Here is a 21,584-nt window from a genome sequence, read left to right as displayed (position 1 = left end):
TCCGTGCCATGACCTCAAGTGATCATCTGCTTGGCCTGATCCAGACCGCCCCGGAGGTCGATCTGCTGCTGCGGTCATCGTTCGGCTTCGACATCCACAGAAAGCACAATGGCGATGGCTTGAGGCTTGCCTCAGGTGCGCCGCTGGAGGTGATCGCCGGGGAGTCCGCTGGTGGCGCGTACTTCCTGTGTGCCGAGCAGAACGGTCGCCGGCCGGTAGTGTTCGCGAGTTCCGAAGGGCAAGGCGGGCTGCTCGCCGATGACCTGGCGGACGCATTGGAGATCATCATCGGGCTGGAGTGGCGGGACTGCCTCACATTCTCGGGCGGAGGCGATGTGGAGGTCATGCAGACCTCCGCTCAACACCTTGAACGGTCCCGTGACAAGCACAATCCGGATATCGACAAGGAAGTTACCCAGGTGGCGGCAGCCCTGTCGCTGCGTATCGTGCCTGTCGCTGACCTCATCATCCGGTTGCACGCAGCCGCCTCGAAGACCGAACCGGACTACGTCGTGACCGACGACGACGGGCAGGTGTTCGACCCACCGTTCGGCGAGCGCGTGGAGCCTCGCCACGGTGGCTGGCGCTGAACCCGACCGGCTGCTACCGCCTGTCGCATCGACATCTCGGCCACTATCTGACAACGCGTCGGGCAGACTTTCCGGCGTGCCTGCCGACCTCGTTCCCGACGATCTCTGGGAGCGCATAGCTCCGCTTCTCCCAGCTCGGCCTGCCCGACGCCATCGCCACCCCGGCCGACTGCCGGTATCGGACCGCGTCGCACTGGGCGGCATCGTCTACGTGCTACGCAAAGGAGTGGCCTGGCGCGATGTGCCCATCCAGGTCGTTGGCTGTTCAGGGGTGACCGCTTGGCGTCGGCTCCGGGACTGGACGGAGGCTGGCGTCTGGCCTCGCTTGCACGGGGTCCTTCTCGCCGAGCTGCGAGCGGTGGGTCTCCTGGAGATGGACGACTCGGCGATCGACGGCTCGCACGTCAGGGCGCTCAAAGGGGGGCTCACACCGGACCTTCGCCGGTCGACCGGGGCCGGCCGGGCAGTAAGCATCACCTGATCGTCGACCGGCACGGCACCCCGCTCGCCGTCACGCTGACCGGCGGCAACCGCCACGACGTCACACAGCTCCTGCCGCTTCTTGACGCGGTCCCACCGATCCGGGGCCTGCCCGGACGCCCGCGCACACGGCCACGCAGGCTGTTCGCCGACCGAGGGTACGACTTCGACAAGTACCGCCGCCTGCTGTGGAAGCGTGGGATCAAGCCGCTCATCGCCCGTCGCGGCGTCGCCCACGGCTCGGGCCTGGGCAAGACCCGCTGGGTGGTCGAGCGGACGTTCGCATGGCTCCACCAGTTCAAGCGCCTGCGCATCCGCTACGAGATACGCGCAGACCTCCACCACGGCCTGCTCCAACTCGCCTGCAGCATCATCTGCTTGCGGCGACTCAGAACCTTATTCTGAAACGATCAGTTAGCCGAGGATCGACCCGGCCATCCGGCGCGACGAGGATCGGCTGCCGCTCGCGCAGCCCGAGCACCCGCTCGCGCTCCTTCAAATCCTCCCAGCCGGGGACGGGTCGACCTCCGACGGGATCACCCCCGTCACCAACCCAGAACAGCCGCCATTCGTACGCCACTTGGCTCCCTCTGCCGCAACACGACATGAGGCAACACAGCGTATGTCCACAGAACACCGCTACGTATGGCGGCTGGGTCGAAGTCGGCGCGAGCGCGAGCAGATCAAGAGGAACCATGTCGCAACCCACCCCCTCGTGTGCCGACCCAGTTGCGTTCGCCGCGACCCGGCACCGCATCGTCATCAACCTGTCCGGCGGGAAGGACTGACTCGTGGTGGGCTTGATCGCGATGGACGCCGCCCGCCATGCCGGCGTCACCGACCGCGTCTAGACCGCCCACGCGAGCCTGGGACCGATGGAATGGCCCGCCGCCACCGCGGACAGAGTTCGCTGGCCGAGTGCCAGCGAACTCGCTGCCCAGCACAGCCAGGCCCTCGGCGTGCCGCCCGAGCGGCACATCGAGATCCGCCGAAACCGTGAAGTCGACGGTGAACAGGTGCCGTTCGACCTGCTGACCTTCATCGCGGAACGAGGCGACTGGCCCTGGCCCGGCCGCGCCCGCACCTGCACGGGCCCGTGGAAGACGAAGATGGTGTACCAGGCGTTCACCCCCCAGGTCCGCACGCTCAGGAAGGAGACGGACGGCCCACTGATGTTCGCCAACATGCTCGGGATGCGGGCCGAGGAAAGCGCGGACCGACGCAACCGGGAGGCGCTGCGCCCTACGACCGACAACTCAGCCCGCATCGTCGACGAGTGGCTGCCCGCCCACCAGGTGAGCACCAAAGAGGTCTGGGAGCGCACGCTCAGTGCGGGGCTGCCCTACCACTGGTGCTACGACTCGCATCCCGGCGCCGGGGACCGGCATGGCTCCAGTCGTTGCTCGTGCTCGGCCTGCACCCCGGCCAACCACCGCGATCTGCTGCTGATGGCCGGACGCCGGCCGCGGCTCGCCGAGCTGTGCGCGCTGGTCGAACGCGTCCGCCAGGTGCCGTTCAACCCGAACATCACCATGGCCGAACTCATTACCCTGTCCCGCCGCGGCGACGCCCCGGACCCCGGCATCGAGGTGGAGGAGAACGCAGACTTCGAGCGGATGGAACGCGCCGTCCACGCCGCCCTGCGCAAGCCGCCCACATGGGACTCCAAGGCCCTCACCGGGCCGGGCGAGCTCCTGCACAGCGCGGCTGGGTGCGACGGCTGCCACTGACCACCACACCGCAAACCGCCGCTCTGGAGGGATACTTCTCATGATGACGACGACCACCCAGCGCATCCTCGATCTCGCCGCAGCAGCACCGGCCACCCGCGGCGAGGACCTGGTGCTGCTCCTGGGCGAGGCGAACGAGCTGTACCAGCAAGGCCTTAAGGAGCTGCACCGGGACGTGGCACTGCGTCTCGACGGGCTGGCCACTGCGGACCTGATGGCCGCTGCGGAGACGGCTGACATGCCCTGTGATGCCTCACAGGACCGCGAGGAGGTCATCCTGCTGCTGGCGCTGGCCGAGTGGGAGATGACGCCGGCCGCCCTGGCGTACACGCAGATGGCCGAGACTGCAGCGCACCGCGGCATCTGCTTGATCCCCGAGGAGTAGACCCAAGCGGCCGCGAGCGCGGCCGCCGGGGAAAACCTTGAGGCGCGGGCTGGACTCCCCACCACAACTTCTGCCATTATTTGCTTTATGAGCCGGGGTGGCCGGCGCACCGCCGAGCGGAAGGACGGTTCTGCCATGACCTCGCACCGTGAGCCGCGCCTGGCCGACGCTGCCCAGATCGCGGCCGAACACGACCTGACACCCGCCCGGATCAGCAGCCTGTACACCGGCCGCGAGCAGAACACGGCCGGCCAGACCTTCCCCGAACCCGTCGCCACCCGCGGCCGTGCCCGGCTGTGGGACCACGCCGAGGTCACCGAGTGGTTCGCCCATCGCATCCCGACCCGGCTGCAGGGCTACAAGCCGCCCGCCCGTGACCCGCACGAGCTGCTCAACGCGGCAGAAGCCTCGAGATTCCTCGGCTACAAGAACCCCAACCAGGTCACCACCTTCGTCCGCGACCACCCCGGCTACTTCCCCGACCCGGACGTCGTCGAAGAACTCGGCACCCCCGAGAACCCCTACCGCCGCCAGCAGTGGCGCGTTCAGACGCTGCTGAACTGGCTGGAGACTAGGCCCGGCCGCGGACGACGCGCCGGCACCAAGCCGGCACCGCCCCTGCCTGACGTTCCCGTCGACGGCGACCCGGACGAGCTCCTGGGCGCCAGCGAGGCAGCCGCCCTGCTCGGCTACAAGAGCCTCAGCTCCTTCTCCAGCAGTCTCTCCCAGGGCAACCTGCCACTCCTCAAGACCACGGACGGCATCGCGGAAAACGCCGGCCGCCAGAACGGGCGCCGACGCTGGACACGGCGGCGCATCCTTGAGCAGGCCGCCCAGCGGTCCAAGGGGTAGTACCCGGCGGTGAGCGGATCTCCGCGCACCGCCCCGTGAACGCGACAGCCGGATATGGGTTGGTCTCTTGCGGGCCGTCTGTCGCACGATGGCCGGCATGGCGTGGCTTCGCCACCACACCCCCGCAGCAGCAGATGCTGCTGCGGACCGGCCATCTTTATTCTTCCGAGGCCCGGCACCGACGGCTCACGGCCGGTGGCCCCGACCATCACCCCGACCACGAGGCCGTTGTTGAGCCGTGACCTTGGTCGGGGTTCCGTGGTCGGGGTCATGGTCAGGGCCCGGGGGTTGGCTGCCTCCATGACCCGTTCCCTTTCAGGTGTTCCGGCCGCCGAACCGGCGCCCAGCCCGGCTGAGCCTCTGCGCCTGCAGGTCCTGACGGCGCTTTCCCTGCACCGCATGGCCACGACCGGCCAGCTGCTGCAGATGCTGCGGCCCGACAGCCCCCGCCAACTGCTCTCCCGCGTCCTCAACAAGCTGCGGTCCGCGGGCCTGGTCGACCTCACCCCGCTGCAGGAACCGGACCGCTCACGCACGCACGCCTGGTACCTCACCCCCGACGGGGCACGGCTGACCCGCGACCTCCCCCTCCTGCGAGGACGGCCGCCCTACCCCATCACCTCCACCACCGCGGCATCGCTGAAGACACCCCACACACTGTGCGTCGTCCGCGCCCACCTCCCCTTCGCCACAGACGCCCGCCGGCTCGGACACGAACACGGCCCCTGGGACTGGACCCCCGAGGTAGCCCACTCCATCGGCGAAGGCGAACGCCTCGTCGCCGACGCCGTCCTGCACTACACCCACGTCGACGGCGAACACCGGCGGAAACTGCGCGCGTTCGTCGAGGTCGACCGCACCACCATGAGCAGTGAACGCCTGGCCGTGAAACTCATCGACTACGCCAGGCTGTTCCAGTACGAAGCCCAACCCGTCGGCCGCCGCCGCACCGCCTCGACCGGCCCGGCATGGCTGCGCTGGTACCCCGTCTTCCCCCGCATCCTGTTCATCCTCACCGGCGCCTCCCGAGCAAGACTGGAAGACCGCATCAGCGACCTGCAGGCCATGACCACCCAACACCCCCACGTCGCCACCCTCGCCCGAGAAGTGCCACTGGGCGCCGCCATCCTGCAAGACATCGAACAACACGGCCCGACCGCACCCATATGGGTCCCGCTGACCGGAGGCGATCCACGCCCGTGGACCAACTTGTGATCAACCCCCGCCAGACGGAGGAGCTGCCCGGCGCGGTGGCGCGCAGGGTCCGCTGCGCACTGCGCAGCTACTGTGACGCCTTGGCCACCCGGAACCAAAGTGTCGCCGACTCGCTCGACGAGAAAGCCGCCGTCGTCCTGGGCAACGAGCGCGGGGCGACCTCGGTCCTGAGGGGATAACCGGCGGCCCTAAAGGATGCCGGGACTGCTACCTCACCTGAGGCTCCAGCAGTTCCAGCGCCTCGTCCCAGCGGAAGCGGTCCGCGCCACCGCCAACTCTGGGCTGGTGTGGTTCGCATGATCCGATGAGGACACCTATCCCCCGCAACCGGTCAAGGCTCTGCTGATACGCGGGGTGGGCGGCCTGCGCGGAGTTCAGGTAGGGCAGTGCCGCGGTCGGGATACCCATGCCGTATGCCTCGCACAGGATGCCGAGGGCGAGGGTGTCGGAGATGCCGGCGGCCCACTTGTTGATCGTGTTGAAGGTGGCCGGTGCGACGGCGATGGCGTCCGCTGGCGGCAGCGGGCGTGCCTCGCCCGGTGTACGCCAGGCGGAGCGGATCGGGTAGCCGGTCTGTGCCTCGATCGCCTTCGCGTCGATGAAGCCGAGGCCCTGCGGGGTGGCGATGACGCCGACGTCCCAGTGGCGTTCCTGGGCTGCGGTGATCAGTTTGCCGACGTCTCGGGCAACGCCGGCCGCGCAGACAACGACGTACAGAAACGGCTTCTTGTTCGTGGCGGTCGGCTCACTCACGCGGGAACTCCCAGTTGGCGGCTGAATTGGTGCAGTTCCGGCAGGGTACGTCGGCGGTCGCGGGCGGCCATGTCGGCGACCAGGTGGCGGACGTCGGGGCGGCGGATGTCCTGGGCGGCGCAGGTCTCGGCGATGCGCAGGGCTTGGTAGCCGTCGGCCAGGCGACCCTGCTGGCTGTAGGCGCGGGCCGCCTCCACCCACAGCGCTGCGCGCCGCTCGGGCACCGGGATGTGTCGGCGCATGAGTGGGCGGGCCGCTTGGAGGGCGAGGCCAGCGTCGCCGAAGGCCACCAGGGCGCTGAGCTCGTGCAGGGCGACGTTGGTCGGACTGAAGGTGGCCCACGCGTCGGGCCGGTCGAGGGTGACGTACTGGGAGACGGCCTTGGCCTCGGTGAGGAATTCCTTCGTGGCTGCGCGGTCACCGCCGATGCTGGCCGCGGTCATGCCGCGCAGCAGCAACAGGCCCACGGCGGCCAGGTACTTCGGTGACCGGCGGTCGTAGGAGCCGGTGAGCTGGTCGGCTGTGTGCCGGACGAGGGTGACGGCTTCAGAGGTGTGCTTCTCGCGGACCAGGACGTGTGCCTGGACGCGGACGCTGGAGGCGAGGACGACCGGGTCGCCGGAACGTTCTGCTTCTGCCATCGCCCGGCCGACCGCGAGCCAGGCGTTGCCCTGGTCGTGCTGTTTCAGCAGCAGGCTGGTCGTGGTCTGGTATGCCGTGGCCAGCAGCCCGGACACCGCGTCTCGGTCGCCGGTGGAGGCCGCCCGCAGGTCGGCGATCAAGCAGGGAAGGGTCCGCTCCAGCTCTGTGTAGTTGCAGGTGTGGAAGAGGCTGAGCGCTGCGCCGACCCGGCGGTACAAGTCGGCGGTGTCCTGAGGGCTCCCGGTCCCCTCAGGTCCTGGTCCGGGCAGAAGGGCTCGGACCAGGTGGCCGTGTGAGGTGGTGGGCGGGTTCGGGGCAGCGATTGCGGCGATGCTCGCGGTGAGGAAAGTACGGCGGTGCATGTCGTCAGCTTCGGGATCGGTGGCAGAGGCGTCCTGAGCAGGGGCCAGCCCTAACCGCTGTGGCGGGATGCCCAGTTCTCGGGCGACGGCGCGCAGGACGCGGATGTCCTCCGTGCCACGGCCACCTTCCAGCCGACTCAGCTTGGACTGGTGATAGCCGAGCGCGGCGGCAACATCTGTTTGCGAGCGGCCCTGTAACACCCGTGCGCGACGGATCTCTTCACCGATCCGTCGCGCTTCGCTGTGTGCGTTGGCCATCTGCCACGGCTCCTTCCGCCGTCGCCGATCCTGCCTGCTCAATCGAGCATAGATCAGCCGTACTTGGCGTTCATGCAGCTCCTGCATAACCCATGCAGCGCCTGCGCCTGGCCTAACCGTTCGCCGTGACGAGCTGGTTGCTTGAAGTGGCCGCACCAACCTCGGGAGGCCGCTCATGGCAGCGCACCAACTCAATCTGTCCCTACCCGCCGCTCCGACCGCGGTCACCACTGCCAGGCACCGGGCGGTGGACGCGATAGCGGAGTGGGACGTGGTGCTGGACGACGACGTGGTGCACACCGCTGCGTTGGTCGTCAGCGAGCTGGTCACCAACGCGGTCCGGCACACCGCCACCGGCCAGGTCTCCCTGCACGTGCGGATCTTGGAGTCCGCCCTGCGCATCGAGGTCTGCGACTCCAGTCCAGCGCTGCCCGCACACCGCGACCCGGACGGGCACAGCGAGAGCGGGCGCGGGCTGTTCCTGGTCGCCGCGCTTGCCGAACGGTGCGGCGCCGAGCCGACGCCCGTCGGCAAGCGGTGCTGGGCCGAGATCGCCGTGCCCGCCGCCGCCCCGGCCCCAGGGATTGCTGTCTCTCTACCCCTGTAAAGGAGTGACCGTGACAACCACCGTCTCCACCCCGACCCGGGCCGCTGAGGTGATCGCCGTACGCCCCGGCCCCCCGCTGGGCGGCACCGTATCCGTGGACGGCTCGAAGAACGCCGCCCTGCCCCTGCTGGCCGCCGCCGCAGCTCTCTGCCGCCCGGTAAAGCTGTGCAACGTCCCGGCCAACACCGACGTTCAGATCATGCTCGCGCTGCTCAACCAGGCGGGTTGGCACGTCGCCCACCCTGCCGATGATCCCGCCACTGCAGTCGTCCTGCCTGCTGAGGACCGGGGCAAGCCTTTCGCCCTGGCCGAAGCCGCGCATATCCGCGCCTCGTACTACCTGGTGCCTGCGCTGCTCGCCCGGCACGGCGAGGCACGGCTGCCGTGGCCCGGAGGCTGTCGGATCGGTGCACGCGGGATGGAGCTGCACTTCACGGTGTACGAGGCGTTCGGCGACCGGACTGCGGTGGGCGACGGCGGGTATCGCGTCGAGGCCGCCCCACCGTGCACCGGCACCGTTTCCCTGGTCCTGCCGTTCCGTTCCCGTGGGGCGACTGTGGCCGCCGTCTTGCGCACTGTCATCGCCAGCCGTCCCTTACGCCTGGGCGAACCCAACCTTTCTCCTGAAGTCCTCTGGGTGCTCGACGCGGTGAAGGCCGTGGGCTGGGACGTCCGGGCCAGTGAGCGTCTTCTCAGCCTGGCTCCACCGTTGTCAGGGCAGGGCGAAACCGCCGTCTGGGAGGTGCCCGGAGACAAGGTCGAGGCCGGCACACTGGCGTGCGCGATCGCGGCGACCGGGGGGACGGCGCGCGTCGAAGGCGTCCACGGCAGGGACGTCGGACCGCTCATTGCCGCCCTCCACCGACTCGGGATCCCCGCTGACGTCGAGGACGGTGCCCTCGCTGTCCACGCGCAGGACGTAGCGCCTACGGGTCGTGGACTGCGGGCTATCGCGTCCCTGAGCCCCGGTGGCCTGGACGCCGACTTCGAGCCCCCGCTCATGGCGCTTGCGCTGGGCGTGCCCGGCACTCACCTGTTCGCCGACGCGATCAACCCCGGCCGCCACAGCAACCTGCTTCCCCAGCTGACTCGCCTCGGTGCCGACATCGAAGAGATCTCCCCCACCGAGTGCCGTCTGACCGGCCCCCAGCGGCTGACCGGGGCGGGTGTGGAGGCCACCGACATCCGTACCGGCTCCGCCCTCATGGTCGCCGGCCTCACAGCTCGCGGCGTCACCACCCTCGGCGGCCTCGACCAGCTCCGTCGCGGTCACGCCGACCTGCCCGGCAAGCTGCGTGCCCTGGGTGCCGACGTCTGCGAGGTCTCCCCATGACCGCCCAGCGCACCCTGCGCCAAATCGTGGCCACCACCGACGTCCACTCCGTCTTCGACAACTCCTTGTCCTTCCTCGCCCACCTTCACGCCCTGCGTCCGTCCTCGCTCGTCGTGGACTGCGGTGACTTCTTCGAAGGCAGCGGCTACTACCGCCTCGCCCACGGCTCCATCGAGCGCGAGATCCTGCTCAAGCTCTACGACGTCCTGGCCCCCGGCAACCACGGCTGGCACCACCACTTCGAACCCGAACTGCACCGGCTTACCGTCTGCGCCAACGTCATCGACGCCAAAACCGGCGATGCGCTCTTCCGCCGCCTGCACATCACGCGCGTCGCCGGACGACGGATCGGCATCACCGCCGTGATTGGGCAGCAGGCGTTCCACACCATCCCCGCCGCGCAACGAGCCGACCACGAGGTGACCGACCCTGTCCCGGCGCTGCGCGAGGTCATGCTCGCCCACCACCATGAGGTCGACGACTGGATCCTGCTCAGCCACTCCGGATTCGACGAAGACCTCAAGCTCGCGGCGATCTGTCCCTTCTTCGACGTCATCTTCGCCGGGCACTGCCACAGCGAGCAGTACGGTCCGGTCCGCGTCGGCGACGCACTCATCGTGAAAGGCGGCGAGCTCGGCGACGGATACGCGGTCGCCACGCCCGTCGGCCAGGGCTGGGGCGCGGGCACCACCCGATTCCCGGACCGCGCCCCGGCCTTTGTCCCGGCCGATCTGATGTCGTTGGAGGCGAAGATCGACGCAGTACGACAGCAGCTGACCGCCGTACTGGGGCCTGTCGTCAAGGCGTACCAGCACCGGATTCCCGACCGCCACGTCCTCCTCGTCGACCTCGCGGCCCGGCTGCGCTCCGGGCTCGGGGTGGATGCGGTGATCCTCAACGAGACCGCGCTGCGTCCCGTTCCGCTCGGACACACCCTCACTCTGGGTGACCTGCTCGCCGTCGAGCCCTTCGATAACCAACTCGTCCACGCCCACGTCCCGCAGGAGTTCCGCCATGACCCTTACGGCCTGACGGGCTATCTCACCGAGCAGTGCGGGCCGCTGGTCACCGCGCCTGATCCGCTGCCGGACGGCATCATCACCGTGTTGACCACCGACTACCTCGCCGACACCTACCTCGCCGGCCGCACCCACGCCGCGGGGCTCTGGCTGAGTCAGGCCGTCAAGCACGTCCTCACCGCTCCTTCGGCCAGCGGAGGCACACCGTGATCCTTACCGGCCCGGAGATCACCGCCGCCGCCCAGGACGGCCGCGTGCGGATCATGCCCTTTGCCCCCGATCAGGTCAACCCGAACAGCTACAACGTCCGCCTCGGCCCGACCCTGGTCACCTACACCGCCGACGTCCTGGACGCCCACCAGCCCAACACCACCACCGAGTTCACCATCGGCCCGGACGGACACGTACTCGAGCCGGGCGAGCTGTATCTGGGCCACACCCTCGAAGAGGTCGGCTCCGACACCTTCGTCCCGCTGCTGTTCGGCCGCTCCTCCGTCGGACGGCTCGGCCTGTTCGTCGAGATCACCGCCCCCATCGGCGACATTGGCTTCCACGGCCAGTGGACCCTGATGCTCACCCCGATCCGCCCGCTGCGCGTTTACGCGGGGATGCGGATCGGGCAGATCATGTTCTTCGCCTCCGCCGGCCCGATCGCACCGTACACCGGTAAATACCAGGCAGCAGCCGGTCCCCAGCCCTCCGCCTACTGGCGCGACCTCACCCAACTTCGGGCGGTGGCCCCGTGATTCTCACCGGCCCCGCCATCGCCGCCGCACAAGCCACCGGCGAGATCACCATCGACCCGTACGAGCCGACCCGGCTTTCCCCCAACGCCTACGACTGGCGGCTCGGCGACACCGTGCGCATCTGCGACACCGACCTGGACGCCGCCACTCCCACCCCGTACACCGAGACCACCATCCCCGACACCGGACTCGTCCTCCAGCCCGGCGTGCTCTACCTCGGCCTCACGCACGAGAGGACGGGCTCGGAGATCTACGCCCAGCTCCTCAACGGCAACCGCACCGTGGGCTCGCTCGGCATCTGGGTCCACGTCTCCGCCCCGCTCGGCCACCAAGGGCACGCGATCCGCTGGACCCTGGAGATCCGCGTCGCCAGGCCCGTCCGCGTCTATCCGAGGATGACCTTCGGCAAGCTCGTCTTCCTGCACTGCCTCGGCACCCCGGCCAGCTACCAACTCCACGGCCTCAAGTACACGTCGACCGCAGGCATCGGCATCTCCCGCCTCTACGAAGAGCTCGCCGGAGGTGGCGCATGAGCCGCGTAGCCGCCACGGTCCTCGATCTGCCCTTCGGCAGCGCCGGGGGAAGCATCGAACTCTTCCTCGACCTCTACACCGGCGAAAACCCCCTGATCCCGGCCCGTGCGTTCATGCTCGCCCCGCACACGCCTCACCCTCCTGTACCTGAACCCCTGCAGCTGGTGGCCGTGTCCGGCAAGTGCCTCGCGGGAGCGCCCTTCACGGCGTACGTGAACACGTTGCGCCGAACCCTGGCGCAACACATCGACCCGGCCCGCGTCGACGTCCTGCACCTGCAGCACCTCGCCTTCGGTGCAACGCCCGCCCTGATGCGTGCCCTGCCCGCGCACCCCCGCATCGCCCTGGTCCACGGCACCGACCTGCTGCTCGCCGAAACCCACCGCGACCAACTCCGCGTCCTACAAGAGACCGCCCGCCTCGCAGACGCCATCGTCGTACCCACCGGCGCCATGGTCGACCGGCTGCTCCACCTCGCCCCCACCACCAACCGCCGGAAAATCACACAGATCCCCTGGGGCATCCCCGACCACCTCCTCGCCACCCCACCACCACGCCCCGCCCGCCGGCCTACCGGACACCTCCGACTCCTCTACGCCGGACGCCTCACCTCAGAGAAGGGCATCGAAGCGCTCCTGCGCGCCATGCCCGTCATCCAAGCCGTCGAGCTGAGCATCGCCGCACCACGCCACCAGTTCCAGGCACTGACCCCACTCCTGCGCCTCCTCAAGGTCCACATCCGCTACCTCGGCTGGCTCACCCGCCCGCAGCTGTGGAAAACCTTCGCCGACCACGACGCCCTCGTCATGCCCTCGACCACCCTCGAAGCCATGGGCCTGGTCGCCCTCGAAGCCCAAGCCTGCGGGCTGCCGGTCATCTACCAGCCCGTCCCGGGCCTGAGCGACACCCTCACCGCTACGGGCCTGGCCACCGACTTCACCAACCCGGCCGGCCTCGCCCATGAACTCAACCGGCTCCGCACCAGCCCCGGCCTCCTGCCCGCCCTCCAGGCCGCAGGGCGCACCAACGCCGCCCGCTACCCCCTGAGCGCCACTGCCACCGCCCTCAACGACCTCGGCAAACAACTCACCTGACCGCACCCGCCGTAACAAGATCCGCGCCCGTCTCCTCACTAGGCTGGGCACCGGGACATCACACGGCACGGCCCACGACCGATCGGGAGACCATGGCGCTCGACCTCGACACCGACGGCATCCACCAGCTCCTTGACGACGGCGTCCGCGACAAGGTCTACCCCGGCGCCGTCTGGGCCGTCGGCGACAACCACGGCACCACGGCCGCCGGCGCAACGGGTGTCCTGGACCCCGAGCGGCCCGGCGAACTCATGCAGCACGACACCGTCTTCGACATCGCCAGCCTCACCAAGATCCTCGCCGTGTGGTCGACCATCGGCTGCCTCGTCGAAGACGGCACCCTGCACCTCGACCAGCCCCTGGGCGACTTCTGGCCCGAAGTGGCCGGGCACCCGTTGGCCCAGGTGACCGCCCGCCAGCTCCTCACCCATACCGCCGGTGTCCCGCTGCGGGCCAACCTGAAGAACCTCTACGGCACCGACCCGCACAGCATTCGTGCTGGCGTCCTGCGTGAGGCCGCGCACCGCCCGCCGGGCGAGGCTGTGGAGTACACCGACCGGGCCGCCCTCATCCTCGGCTACCTCGCCGAATATCTCTCCGGCCAGAGCCTCGACACTCTCGCGAGCAGCCGTGTGTGGCAGCCCCTGGGCATGACCCAGACACGCTTCGGACCCCTGCCCGCCGACATGGCCAGACGCTGCGGACCCACCGAACTCGACGACACCACAGCCACCCACCTCAAAGGCACCGCACACGACTTCTCCGCCCGCCTCCTCAACGGCGTAAGCGGCATCGCCGGCACCTTCAGCGTCGTCGATGACCTCGCCGCCTTCCTGCGCTACCTCCTCGCACCGGACGCCTCCGCCGCGACTCCCGGCTTCGGCCCCGCCTGGATCAAGGAATCCCTGCGGATCCACACCGGCCACCTCACCCCGCCCCGCGGACTGTTCTGGCACCCCGCCCCCGAAACCACACCCGAAACCGACGACATCTGGGTCCACTACGGCTTCACCGGCACCGGCATGTGGATCTCACCCACCAAAAACCGATGGGCAGTCCTGCTCACCAACAAGCTCTACTACACCCGCGACCGCGAACCACTCACCCACACCCGCAACACATTCCGCACACTCGCCTTCGCCTGAGACTCGCCCGTATCAGAAAAAACAGCGAGCCGGGGCCGACTCGCACCAACCGTTCGTCAGCGTCGTAAACCTCACTGGGCATGTCCTGCTCGAGGGCAAAACCGTTCTGGGCCCAGCAGACCAAAACCTCGGTCGATCACCGGCCGGCGGGCCCTGGACCCCGCTTCGACACCGGCGACTACACGCTCCGTCCCGCCGCTTCACCTCCCGGCCCCGACTACCTGGCATCGTGGCCGCCTCGCTGTGGAAGATCACCACATCGGCCAGCGCGAACACATTGGGCGGTTCGGCCGCATGTAGCCGGCCAGATGGTAACGCCCAGCACCCACCGCGGGCAGCTGCGGTCTGCCAGCGGAGTTGGCCGACGTTGCCGGGACCGCACTAGTGGATCACGTGGGCGTGGTCCAGCCGGGGCAGCACGTCGCGTCCAAGGCGCCCTGCGGCGTCCATCGACGCCCCCGTCGTGCGTGTCACCGCTGGCCGTGGGTGTGTCAATTTAACGGCTCTGTCTCACATTCGGTGGTGACGGAGCGTGCGGCTATCCGAGGAGGATGCGATGCCGGAGCAGGGTGAAACTTGCTCGTCCGTGCATCTGGCGTGCGATCCGTTTGGTCTTGGTGTTGACGCCCTCGGTCGGGCCGTTGCTGTAGGGAAGCGTGAGTGCGGCGATCACGGCGTCGATGTCCTGGTCCAGGCCCCGGGTGAAGGCGTGGAGGTGGGGCAGGTCGGCTGTTCGGACTCGGGCGATCCAGCGTGTGAGCGCATCGGGATTGTCGGTGTGTGGCGTAAGGAGCGGGGCGAAGTCCCGGATACCCGCTGCCAGTTGGGTCATCTTGGGGCAGGCGGCGGTGAGTTTGGCCAGGAGCTCGTGCTGCTCGGCTTTGAGGTTGTCGGGCCTGGTCAGCAGCATCCGGGCGAGTCGACGTGGCGAGATGTGGCTGCGGTCGGCGTCCGCGCGGCCTTGGTTGATGTACTTGTACAGAAGATTCAGACAGCCCGTGAAGCCGAGGGCTTTAATCTCTTCGAAGAGGTGCAGGACGGGGACGCCGGGATCCTCGGTCCGGCGTTTGCGCAGGTGCTCGCGGTAGGGATCGACCAGGCCGGCACGGTACTTGGGGACGCGGAGCATGCGCTCGGGCCGGTCAGCGCGGGCGTAGCGTTTGACGGTGTTCAGGGCCAGTTGGAGGCGGCGGGCGCATTCGAGCAGGCCCACGCCCTGGCCGATCAGGCCATGGACCTGGTGCCAGCGCTCCAGGGTGGTCTGAGCGCGGGGCCTGTCGTAGATCGGCGCGTCCAGTACGGTGGCCCAGCAGGCGCTGTGTGCCTTCACCTCGCTCAGGGCGGCTTCGCACAGGTTCTTCCATAAATGCCAGCGATCACCGACTTGCACCGCGTCGGGCAGGGCGCGGCGGATGGCCTCGGCATAGGTCGCGGAGCCGTCCCGGCATACGACCTCGATGCCCGGATGCTCGCGCAGCCACGCCTCCAGGGTGTCGGCCGTGCGGTCGGGCAACACGTCGATCCGCTCATGCGTCTCCGCATCGATGATCACTGTGGCGTAGCGGTGGCGCCGGCGCAGAGCGAAGTCGTCGACGCCGATCACACGGGGCGCCCGCCCGGTGGGCAACGGGATCCGCAGGAGGGCGCGCAGAGCCGTGTGACGCGAGACGCCCGCCGCGAGTATCGCCGGCAAACGCGCCCCTGCCCGGCCCGCTAACTCCTTGACCACCGCCTTGACGTGCCTGGTCAGGCGGGTCGTACGCCGCTGGTATCGGTCCAGGACTCCGGGCACCTGCTCGCGGGACCCGAAGAAGATCCTCGGCGACCTGCAGCGCAACGGCGAGCAGGCCCTGACGAAGGGCGACTGAGCCTCCCATGTCCTCGCCTACGTCACAGACCCCTCGCCCGAACTCGCGCTCGCGGGCGGGCGGGGGTCCCCGTACGGCCGACTCGCCGGGCGCCCCTGACACGCCCGGCGGGTCCGGCCCGGCCGCGGCGTCCCTCATCAAGCCCGCCCCGCGTGGGGGGCGCCGCGGCGAAGGCCCCTGGGGCTGGCTGTTCGTCAGCCCCATGGTGATCATCCTCGGCCTGTTCTTCGTCCTGCCGATCTTCATGGCGCTGTGGGTGAGCCTGCTGAACTGGGACGGCCAGTCGAATCCCTTCAGCGGCCAGGCGAAGTTCGTGGGGCTCGACAACTACCGGTCCCTGTTCACCCAGGACGGCTTGGACCGCACCCTGTTCGCGACCTCGCTGCGCAACAACGCCTACTACGTGCTGCTGACCGTGCCGATCCAGACCATCCTCGCCCTGGTGCTGGCACTGATCGTCAACCAGCGGATCCTGCGCGCCCGGGGCGCCCTGCGCACCGCGTTCTTCTTCCCCTCGGTCACCAGCTCGATCGCGGTCTCCACCGTCTTCCTCTTCCTGTTCCAGGGCAGCGGCGCCGTCAACACCGCACTGTCCTGGATCGGGGTGCAGGGCCCCAGCTGGTTCAACGACCCTCGTGGAGTGCTCTCCCTGCTGCTCGGTGCGCTGGGCATCGTCGACCCGGACCGTCCATCGGCTTTCTCACCGACCACCACGTGATGGGCCTGTCCTTCTTCGACTGGCTGTCCGGGCCGTCCGTCGCCATGTGCGTGATCATCATGCTCGCGGTGTGGACGACCTCCGGCACCTTCATGCTGATCTTCCTCGCCGCCCTCCAGGGCATCCCGCGCGAACTGGAAGAGGCCGCCGCCATCGAAGGCGTGGGCCGCCTGCAGATGCTGCGCCACGTGATCCTGCCCGCGCTGCGGCCCGTGATCTTCCTCGTGGTAACCCTCGGCCTCATCGCCACCTGGCAGGTCTTCGACCAGGTCTACGTCATGAGCGGCGGCGCTCCTGGCAACACCACCCTGACCCCGGCCTACCTGTCCTACTCCAGCGCCTTCGACGACGCCAACTTCGGCCAGGGCGCGGCCATCGCCTTCGTCCTGCTGATCATCATCCTCGCCTTCACCGTCGCACAGCGTTTCCTGCTGCGCGAGCGCACCCCCCGAACCCGGAGGAACCGATGAACGCCAAGTCCGCCGCCCGGGCACAAGGGCGCCCGGTACTGCAACGGTTCCCCCTTGCTCTGCGCATCCTCGGCTACACGACCGTCATCGCGATCGGCCTGCTGTACCTGTTCCCGTTCCTCCTGCAGTTGGTCACCGGCTTCAAGACCGACCCGGACGCAGCCGCGCACCCCCTCGGGCTGATCCCCGCCACCCCGACGACCGCCGCCTACCAGCGGCTGTTCGGCCTGAGCCAGTCCGGTGAGGCGGTGCCCTTCTTCCGCTGGCTGGGCAACTCCGTCTTCCTGTCGGTCACCGTCACGGCCGGACGCGTGCTGCTCGACTCGATGGCCGGCTACGCGCTCGCCCGCCTCAACTTCCCCGGGCGCAGGCTGCTGTTCGGCTTCGTCATCGCCATCCTGGCGGTGCCGCCCGTGGCCCTGCTGATCCCGAAGTTCCTGGTGCTGAACACCTTCGGACTGTTCGACACCTACGCCGCCATGATCATGCCGCTGCTGGTGGACACCGTCGGCATCTTCATCATGAAGCAGTTCTTCGAGTCCATCCCCCGCGAGGTCGAAGAGGCCGCGAAGATGGACGGCGCCGGCGTCTTCCGCACCTTCTGGTCGATCGTGCTGCCCATGGCCCGCCCCGCCCTGATCACGCTGACCATCCTGTCCTTCCAGGGCTCGTGGAACGAGTTCACCAACCTCCTCGTCGCCACCCAGTCCAGCCAGTACGAAACCCTCACCACCGGCCTCGCCCGCTTCGTCTCCGGCAGCTTGGGCCAAGGCACCCAGTACCCCCTGAAACTGGCGGCGGCCCTGATGGCCACCATCCCCGTAGCCGTGCTGTTCTTCTGCTTCCAGCGGTACTTCGTCCAGGGCGCCAACGCCGGAGCCGTCAAGGAATAGCCCACCACGGCGTAGGTCCGCGGCACGCACCCGCCGCCGGTAAAACCCGGCCTCCCCCGCGGGCGTCGCAGGCCGCTGCCGACCGTCTCCGCACGTCCTCTGCGCCACCGAAAGGCACACCTGTGTCCACCGCGCCCCGCGACCCGCACCGGCCCGTCGCGCACCTGCGACCGCCCCGCAACTGGATCAACGACCCCAACGGGCTCGTCTTCCACGACGGTCAGTATCACGTCTTCCACCAGTACAACCCCCACGGCGCCACCCACGCACACATGCACTGGGGCCACTTCCGCAGCCCTGACTTGCTCACCTGGGAACAGTTGCCGACAGCCCTGGCCCCGATCCCCGGGGGCGTGGACGCCGACGGTTGCTTCTCCGGTAACGCCGTCTCCGACGGCGACCGGCTCGTCGTCTTCTACTCCGCACACCGCAAGGACCGCTCGGCCCAGCATCAGCCGATCGCCACCGCCGCCTCCCACGACTGCGGCCGGACCTTCAGCCCGTGCCGAGACCTGATCATCCCTGCCTGGCCCGAGGGCTGTGCCATGTACCGCGACCCCTACGTCTGGCAGGACGGTGACCGCTGGCGGATGCTGGTCGGCGCCGCCCTCGCAGACGGACGCGGCGCGGCCCTGCTCTACGAGTCACCCGACCTCGAAACCTGGACCTACCTGGGCCCCTTCAACGCCCGCGAGCCGCAGCCCGTCGGCACCACCGGCCTCAATACCGGCGAAGGATGGGAATGCCCCCAATACCTCCCGGCACCCTCCGGACGCGGTGCCCTCATCTTCAGCGCATGGAACGAGCGCGACGGCCCGCAGTGCGTCGCCGCCCTGGTCGGTGAGGAACACGGCGACCGCTTCGACGCCGGCTCACCAGTACTCCTCGACCACGGCCCCGACTGCTACGCACCCGCCCTGCTGCGTGCCCCCGGTGGCAGATGGATGCTGTGGGGCTGGGCCTGGGAAGCCCGCGACGAGTCCTGGACCACGGCAGCGGGGTGGGCCGGCGTACTCACCCTTCCGCGGGACGTCGCCGTGGAGGGCGACGGCTCGATACGTCAGAAGCCCGCTGCCGAACTCCTCGGCCTCCGAGGTGACCACCGCATCCACGCCGCAGGAGAGACGCACGGTACGCAGCCCGTGGACCTAGGCTCCGTCGGCCACGCCTTCGACCTGGCAACCCGCCTGCAACCGACCGGCGCCACCGGACTTCGGCTGCTCACCACCCCCGACGGTTCTGAGTATCTCGACATCCGCATCGATGCGGCCGCAGGCGAACTGGTCGTCGACCGCGACCACGCCTCACTGGACAGCCGGGCCCGCGGCGGCACCTACCGAATGCCCTGCCCCACCGGCCAGCCGCTCGACCTGCGCGTCATCGTCGACCACTCCATCGCCGAGATCTTTCTGACCTCCACCGGCGAAGTACTCACGCTGCGCTGCTACCCCACCGGGGACGGACCCTGGCGACTGCAGATCCGCACGGCAACAGGCGCGCGCCTCGGCTACACCGTCGACGTGTGGGAACTTCACCCCCTCACGATCAAGGAACCGAGCAGCTTCTGATTACCTGCGTCCCATCAGCGTCCCAACTTCGGCGTCCACCCGCTCGCACAGCCCGTCTGCGGCGGCTTGCCCAGGCAGCGGCTGATGCGTCTGTGCAGGTCAGAGCATTTCGAACCGAGGCCGATCACAACGGCGCTGAACTCACGAGCAGCGGATTCAATCCGTTGGAGCAACGTTCTGAATCCGCACGCCCGCTGAGACGTTTCCGCAGGTCAAACGCCTGCCTGGTGGGGCGGGTGGGACTCGAACCCACGGCCGACGGATTATGAGTCCATTGGGGATCTTGGCGGTCCTTGCCGATCAACGCTCATCCTTGACGTTTTCGCAGGTCAGATGCGGTTGTCCATGTTGGGGCTCGTCAGCCCTTGTCAGTCTGCTCCTGTCCTTGCGGCCTCAACTCGGCCTCAATGAGGCCCGACAGGATCGGACTGAAGACCTGGAGGACAACTCGCGCCAGATCAAGGACAGGATGCGAACTCGCCCGCAGCGGATTCCCCTTCCAACGCGGGGAGGCAATACACGGCACCCATTTGTGCACCGTGTGCCGATGTTTGCCCACAGCTTTGGTCACCGAGTCGAGGGACTCGGTGATGTGACACCCCGCATCGACCCGCCTGCGGGCGATCACCCACTCCTGCTGTTCCTGCTCGGCCACGGCCAGTTCGGCCTGGATACGGTCGGCCCCCTCACGCAACCCGTCCATCCGACGGCGAGCGGCGAGCTCGTAGCCGACAGATCCCGGCCGCCTCGCTAAGGGCGGTGCTCCTGAAGTTCCCGGCGGTCGTGTTCCTCGAAGCAGAAGTCGGGCCTGTGCCGGTGGTCTCCGGCCGACGGTGCGCTCGCCGTGGCGGTGTACGCCGCGCACTGCGCACTGTCCAGCATCTGATCGCTGTCGGATGCGGCGTTGGCGAGGCTCGCGCAGCACGCGGCGAGCAGGAGTCCGCCCGCGACCAGGGGCAGGGTCCGGCGCGGGGGCGGCGGGGCCAGCAGGGCCCGCACCCGTTGCGGCACCGCCCCACCCGTGGCGGCCAGGGCGGCCGGGAGCGAGGCACCGGCGGATGCCAGCGCGGCCCGCCCCACAGCGTGCGCGACGATCTTTCGGTCGCCGACGTGCTGCGCGGCCTCCTCGTCGGCCCAGCGTTCCAGGACGAAGCCGCCCGCGACGGCCAGCGGCCGCAGCAGCGGGTTCAAGGCCGCCGTGAGCTGCCACAGGATCTGGAAGAGGTGATGGCGGCGGCGCAGGTGAGCCCGCTCGTGTGCGAGGAGGGCCTCGCGCTCGCGGCCGGTGAGACAGCGCAGCATTCCCCGGGAGACCACGATCCGGCCCGGTGACCCGGGCAGCGCGAAGGCCATCGGGACGTCGTCGTCGACCACGGTCAGCTCCGTGTCCTCCGGCAGCCGGGCGCGCTCCCGCCGCGCCTGTACGAGGAGGCGGGCCTGCTGCACGGCGGCCACGCCCAGCGAGACGACGCCCACGGCCAGTATGAGGGCGCTGCCTCCCGCGACGACGAGATAGACCGGATCCTCGGCTTGCAGGGCGGCCACCGACCAGCGGCCCTGTTCCGCGACTTCCGGAATCTGTGCCACGCCGGTGAAGGCGAGCAGGGCGAGTGCCCCCGCCCAGCCGATCGCGGTCACGAGCGCGGCGCAGGCCAGGGCCCACGCAGCGCGGTGCGGGGGCAGCACGTGCGCCAGGCGGGGCGCGAGCACGGCGAGCACGGCCGTGACGGCGAAGGGGACGTAGACGCTGATCAGCACGGCTTTACGCCCTCCCTCCTGAACGATCGTCTCCGCTGCGGTCGTCGTGCCCGGACAGGAGCTGCTGCAACACGTGCTCGTCCTGCTCGGACAGTTCCGAGACGAAGCGGGCCAGGACCGCCTCGCGGTCGGAACCCCCCTCGAGCAGCGACCGCATGCGCTGGGCGGTGTGCGACGCCTCGTCCCGCACCGGCTCGTAGGCGTAGCCGCGGCCCTCGCGGTGCCGGACGAGCATCTCCTTGTCGTGCAGCCGGGACAGGATGGTCAGGACGGTCGTGTAGGCCAGGTCGCCCGGCAGCGCCTCCCGGACCTGGCCGGCGGTCAGGGGGCCGTCGGCGGCCCAGAGCGCGGCGAGGACATCGCTCTCCAGTTCGCCGCGGCCTCGCCTGCCGGACGCCCCGCGGGCGCCGCCGTCCTCTCGCTCCTCCACCGGATGCCTCCGTTCGCCGACCGTCCGCACAGACTACCCGGCCATCTCCTACTAATTGTAGGAGGTATGCTCCGGGCTTCGAACCGCGAACTACTACAACTCGTAGAGTTCCGTCGCTCCCGTCCCCTGCGGAGG

General features: G+C 69.1%; 24 protein-coding genes and 1 pseudogene. 18 read left to right on the top strand and 7 right to left on the bottom strand.

The window, feature by feature from the left end; translation table 11 throughout:
• Positions 1-8: 8 nt before the first annotated feature.
• Together EJC51_RS46850 and EJC51_RS46845 are read left to right on the top strand one after the other, a co-directional pair.
• Positions 9-590, top strand: a complete 582-nt coding sequence (locus tag EJC51_RS46850; protein WP_126276693.1) for a hypothetical protein — start codon at positions 9-11, stop codon at positions 588-590.
• Between the two features lie 76 nt (positions 591-666).
• A protein-coding gene (locus EJC51_RS46845) for an IS5 family transposase (protein ID WP_165951313.1) occupies positions 667-1,475 on the top strand; the annotation gives its coding sequence in 2 pieces (ribosomal slippage) (positions 667-1,006 and positions 1,006-1,475; 810 coding nt in all).
• On the opposite strand, the gene EJC51_RS46840 is transcribed toward EJC51_RS46845, so the two are convergent.
• Positions 1,459-1,650, bottom strand: coding sequence for a hypothetical protein (locus EJC51_RS46840; RefSeq protein ID WP_126276691.1), 192 nt, complete (start codon positions 1,648-1,650; stop codon positions 1,459-1,461). The two genes, EJC51_RS46845 and EJC51_RS46840, sit on opposite strands and share 17 nt — an antisense overlap.
• Before the next feature lie 295 nt (positions 1,651-1,945).
• On the opposite strand from EJC51_RS46840, the gene EJC51_RS46835 reads away from it, so the two are divergent.
• From EJC51_RS46835 to EJC51_RS46815, 5 genes are all read left to right on the top strand, one after another.
• On the top strand, positions 1,946-2,800 hold the full coding sequence (locus EJC51_RS46835) for an adenine nucleotide alpha hydrolase family protein (protein WP_126276690.1): 855 nt from the start codon (positions 1,946-1,948) through the stop codon (positions 2,798-2,800).
• Between the two features lie 40 nt (positions 2,801-2,840).
• Complete coding sequence (locus EJC51_RS46830) at positions 2,841-3,185, top strand: hypothetical protein (protein WP_126276689.1); 345 nt, start codon at positions 2,841-2,843, stop codon at positions 3,183-3,185.
• 135 nt (positions 3,186-3,320) lie between these two features.
• Positions 3,321-4,037, top strand: a complete 717-nt coding sequence (locus tag EJC51_RS46825) for a hypothetical protein (RefSeq protein ID WP_126276688.1) — start codon at positions 3,321-3,323, stop codon at positions 4,035-4,037.
• A gap of 300 nt (positions 4,038-4,337) precedes the next feature.
• Positions 4,338-5,252, top strand: coding sequence for a replication-relaxation family protein (locus tag EJC51_RS46820; RefSeq protein ID WP_126276687.1), 915 nt, complete (start codon positions 4,338-4,340; stop codon positions 5,250-5,252).
• A complete protein-coding gene (locus tag EJC51_RS46815; RefSeq protein ID WP_126276686.1) occupies positions 5,237-5,431 on the top strand; it encodes a hypothetical protein in 195 nt (64 codons plus the stop codon). Before EJC51_RS46820 ends, EJC51_RS46815 begins: the two co-directional genes overlap by 16 nt.
• A gap of 28 nt (positions 5,432-5,459) precedes the next feature.
• Here the strand turns inward: EJC51_RS46815 and EJC51_RS46810 are convergent, their stop codons facing one another.
• Positions 5,460-6,005 (bottom strand): flavoprotein, encoded by a 546-nt coding sequence (locus EJC51_RS46810; protein ID WP_126276685.1) that lies wholly within the window; start codon positions 6,003-6,005, stop codon positions 5,460-5,462.
• The gene (locus EJC51_RS46805) at positions 6,002-7,267 is read right to left on the bottom strand and encodes a helix-turn-helix domain-containing protein (protein ID WP_126276684.1); all 1,266 of its coding nucleotides are present in this window, start codon (positions 7,265-7,267) and stop codon (positions 6,002-6,004) included. The genes EJC51_RS46810 and EJC51_RS46805 overlap by 4 nt, the downstream gene beginning before the upstream one ends.
• A 175-nt stretch (positions 7,268-7,442) precedes the next feature.
• Between EJC51_RS46805 and EJC51_RS46800 the strand changes: the two genes are divergently transcribed.
• The 7 genes from EJC51_RS46800 to EJC51_RS46770 all read left to right on the top strand — a co-directional run bounded on the left by EJC51_RS46800 (position 7,443) and on the right by EJC51_RS46770 (position 13,744).
• The gene (locus EJC51_RS46800) at positions 7,443-7,874 is read left to right on the top strand and encodes an ATP-binding protein (RefSeq protein ID WP_126276683.1); all 432 of its coding nucleotides are present in this window, start codon (positions 7,443-7,445) and stop codon (positions 7,872-7,874) included.
• Between the two features lie 49 nt (positions 7,875-7,923).
• The gene (locus tag EJC51_RS46795; protein ID WP_126277446.1) at positions 7,924-9,207 is read left to right on the top strand and encodes a UDP-N-acetylglucosamine 1-carboxyvinyltransferase; all 1,284 of its coding nucleotides are present in this window, start codon (positions 7,924-7,926) and stop codon (positions 9,205-9,207) included.
• On the top strand, positions 9,204-10,436 hold the full coding sequence (locus EJC51_RS46790) for a bifunctional UDP-sugar hydrolase/5'-nucleotidase (RefSeq protein WP_126276682.1): 1,233 nt from the start codon (positions 9,204-9,206) through the stop codon (positions 10,434-10,436). The genes EJC51_RS46795 and EJC51_RS46790 overlap by 4 nt, the downstream gene beginning before the upstream one ends.
• Complete coding sequence (dcd, locus tag EJC51_RS46785; protein ID WP_126276681.1) at positions 10,433-10,972, top strand: dCTP deaminase; 540 nt, start codon at positions 10,433-10,435, stop codon at positions 10,970-10,972. Before EJC51_RS46790 ends, dcd begins: the two co-directional genes overlap by 4 nt.
• Entirely contained in the window at positions 10,969-11,505 is a 537-nt protein-coding gene (locus EJC51_RS46780; RefSeq protein WP_126276680.1) for a dCTP deaminase, read from the top strand. The genes dcd and EJC51_RS46780 overlap by 4 nt, the downstream gene beginning before the upstream one ends.
• On the top strand, positions 11,502-12,599 hold the full coding sequence (locus tag EJC51_RS46775; RefSeq protein ID WP_126276679.1) for a glycosyltransferase family 4 protein: 1,098 nt from the start codon (positions 11,502-11,504) through the stop codon (positions 12,597-12,599). Before EJC51_RS46780 ends, EJC51_RS46775 begins: the two co-directional genes overlap by 4 nt.
• Positions 12,600-12,691: 92 nt before the next feature.
• A complete protein-coding gene (locus tag EJC51_RS46770; RefSeq protein ID WP_126276678.1) occupies positions 12,692-13,744 on the top strand; it encodes a serine hydrolase domain-containing protein in 1,053 nt (350 codons plus the stop codon).
• A gap of 538 nt (positions 13,745-14,282) precedes the next feature.
• Here EJC51_RS46770 and EJC51_RS46765 read toward each other — a convergent pair.
• Positions 14,283-15,545: pseudogene (locus EJC51_RS46765) on the bottom strand (ISL3 family transposase); the annotation flags it as partial.
• 74 nt (positions 15,546-15,619) lie between these two features.
• On the opposite strand from EJC51_RS46765, the gene EJC51_RS49060 reads away from it, so the two are divergent.
• The 4 genes from EJC51_RS49060 to EJC51_RS46750 all read left to right on the top strand — a co-directional run bounded on the left by EJC51_RS49060 (position 15,620) and on the right by EJC51_RS46750 (position 19,261).
• The gene (locus tag EJC51_RS49060) at positions 15,620-16,330 is read left to right on the top strand and encodes a carbohydrate ABC transporter permease (RefSeq protein ID WP_244363313.1); all 711 of its coding nucleotides are present in this window, start codon (positions 15,620-15,622) and stop codon (positions 16,328-16,330) included.
• Positions 16,330-16,800, top strand: coding sequence for a carbohydrate ABC transporter permease (locus EJC51_RS49055; protein ID WP_244363553.1), 471 nt, complete (start codon positions 16,330-16,332; stop codon positions 16,798-16,800). Before EJC51_RS49060 ends, EJC51_RS49055 begins: the two co-directional genes overlap by 1 nt.
• Entirely contained in the window at positions 16,797-17,693 is an 897-nt protein-coding gene (locus tag EJC51_RS46755) for a carbohydrate ABC transporter permease (protein ID WP_126276677.1), read from the top strand. The genes EJC51_RS49055 and EJC51_RS46755 overlap by 4 nt, the downstream gene beginning before the upstream one ends.
• Positions 17,694-17,815: 122 nt before the next feature.
• On the top strand, positions 17,816-19,261 hold the full coding sequence (locus tag EJC51_RS46750; RefSeq protein ID WP_126276676.1) for a glycoside hydrolase family 32 protein: 1,446 nt from the start codon (positions 17,816-17,818) through the stop codon (positions 19,259-19,261).
• 358 nt (positions 19,262-19,619) lie between these two features.
• On the opposite strand, the gene EJC51_RS46745 is transcribed toward EJC51_RS46750, so the two are convergent.
• Genes EJC51_RS46745 through EJC51_RS46735 form a run of 3 tightly spaced genes read right to left on the bottom strand, consistent with a single transcriptional unit; the run spans position 19,620 to position 21,449 of the window.
• Positions 19,620-19,964, bottom strand: coding sequence for a hypothetical protein (locus EJC51_RS46745; protein WP_126276675.1), 345 nt, complete (start codon positions 19,962-19,964; stop codon positions 19,620-19,622).
• 47 nt (positions 19,965-20,011) lie between these two features.
• The gene (locus tag EJC51_RS46740; RefSeq protein WP_126276674.1) at positions 20,012-21,019 is read right to left on the bottom strand and encodes a M56 family metallopeptidase; all 1,008 of its coding nucleotides are present in this window, start codon (positions 21,017-21,019) and stop codon (positions 20,012-20,014) included.
• Positions 21,020-21,023: 4 nt separating this feature from the next.
• The gene (locus EJC51_RS46735) at positions 21,024-21,449 is read right to left on the bottom strand and encodes a BlaI/MecI/CopY family transcriptional regulator (RefSeq protein ID WP_126276673.1); all 426 of its coding nucleotides are present in this window, start codon (positions 21,447-21,449) and stop codon (positions 21,024-21,026) included.
• Positions 21,450-21,584: the final 135 nt, after the last annotated feature.

The organism is Streptomyces aquilus, from assembly GCF_003955715.1.
GTDB classification, from domain to species: domain Bacteria; phylum Actinomycetota; class Actinomycetes; order Streptomycetales; family Streptomycetaceae; genus Streptomyces; species Streptomyces aquilus.
The sequence above is the reverse complement of the archived record's forward strand: the minus strand, read 5'-3'. Positions and strand labels throughout refer to the sequence as shown.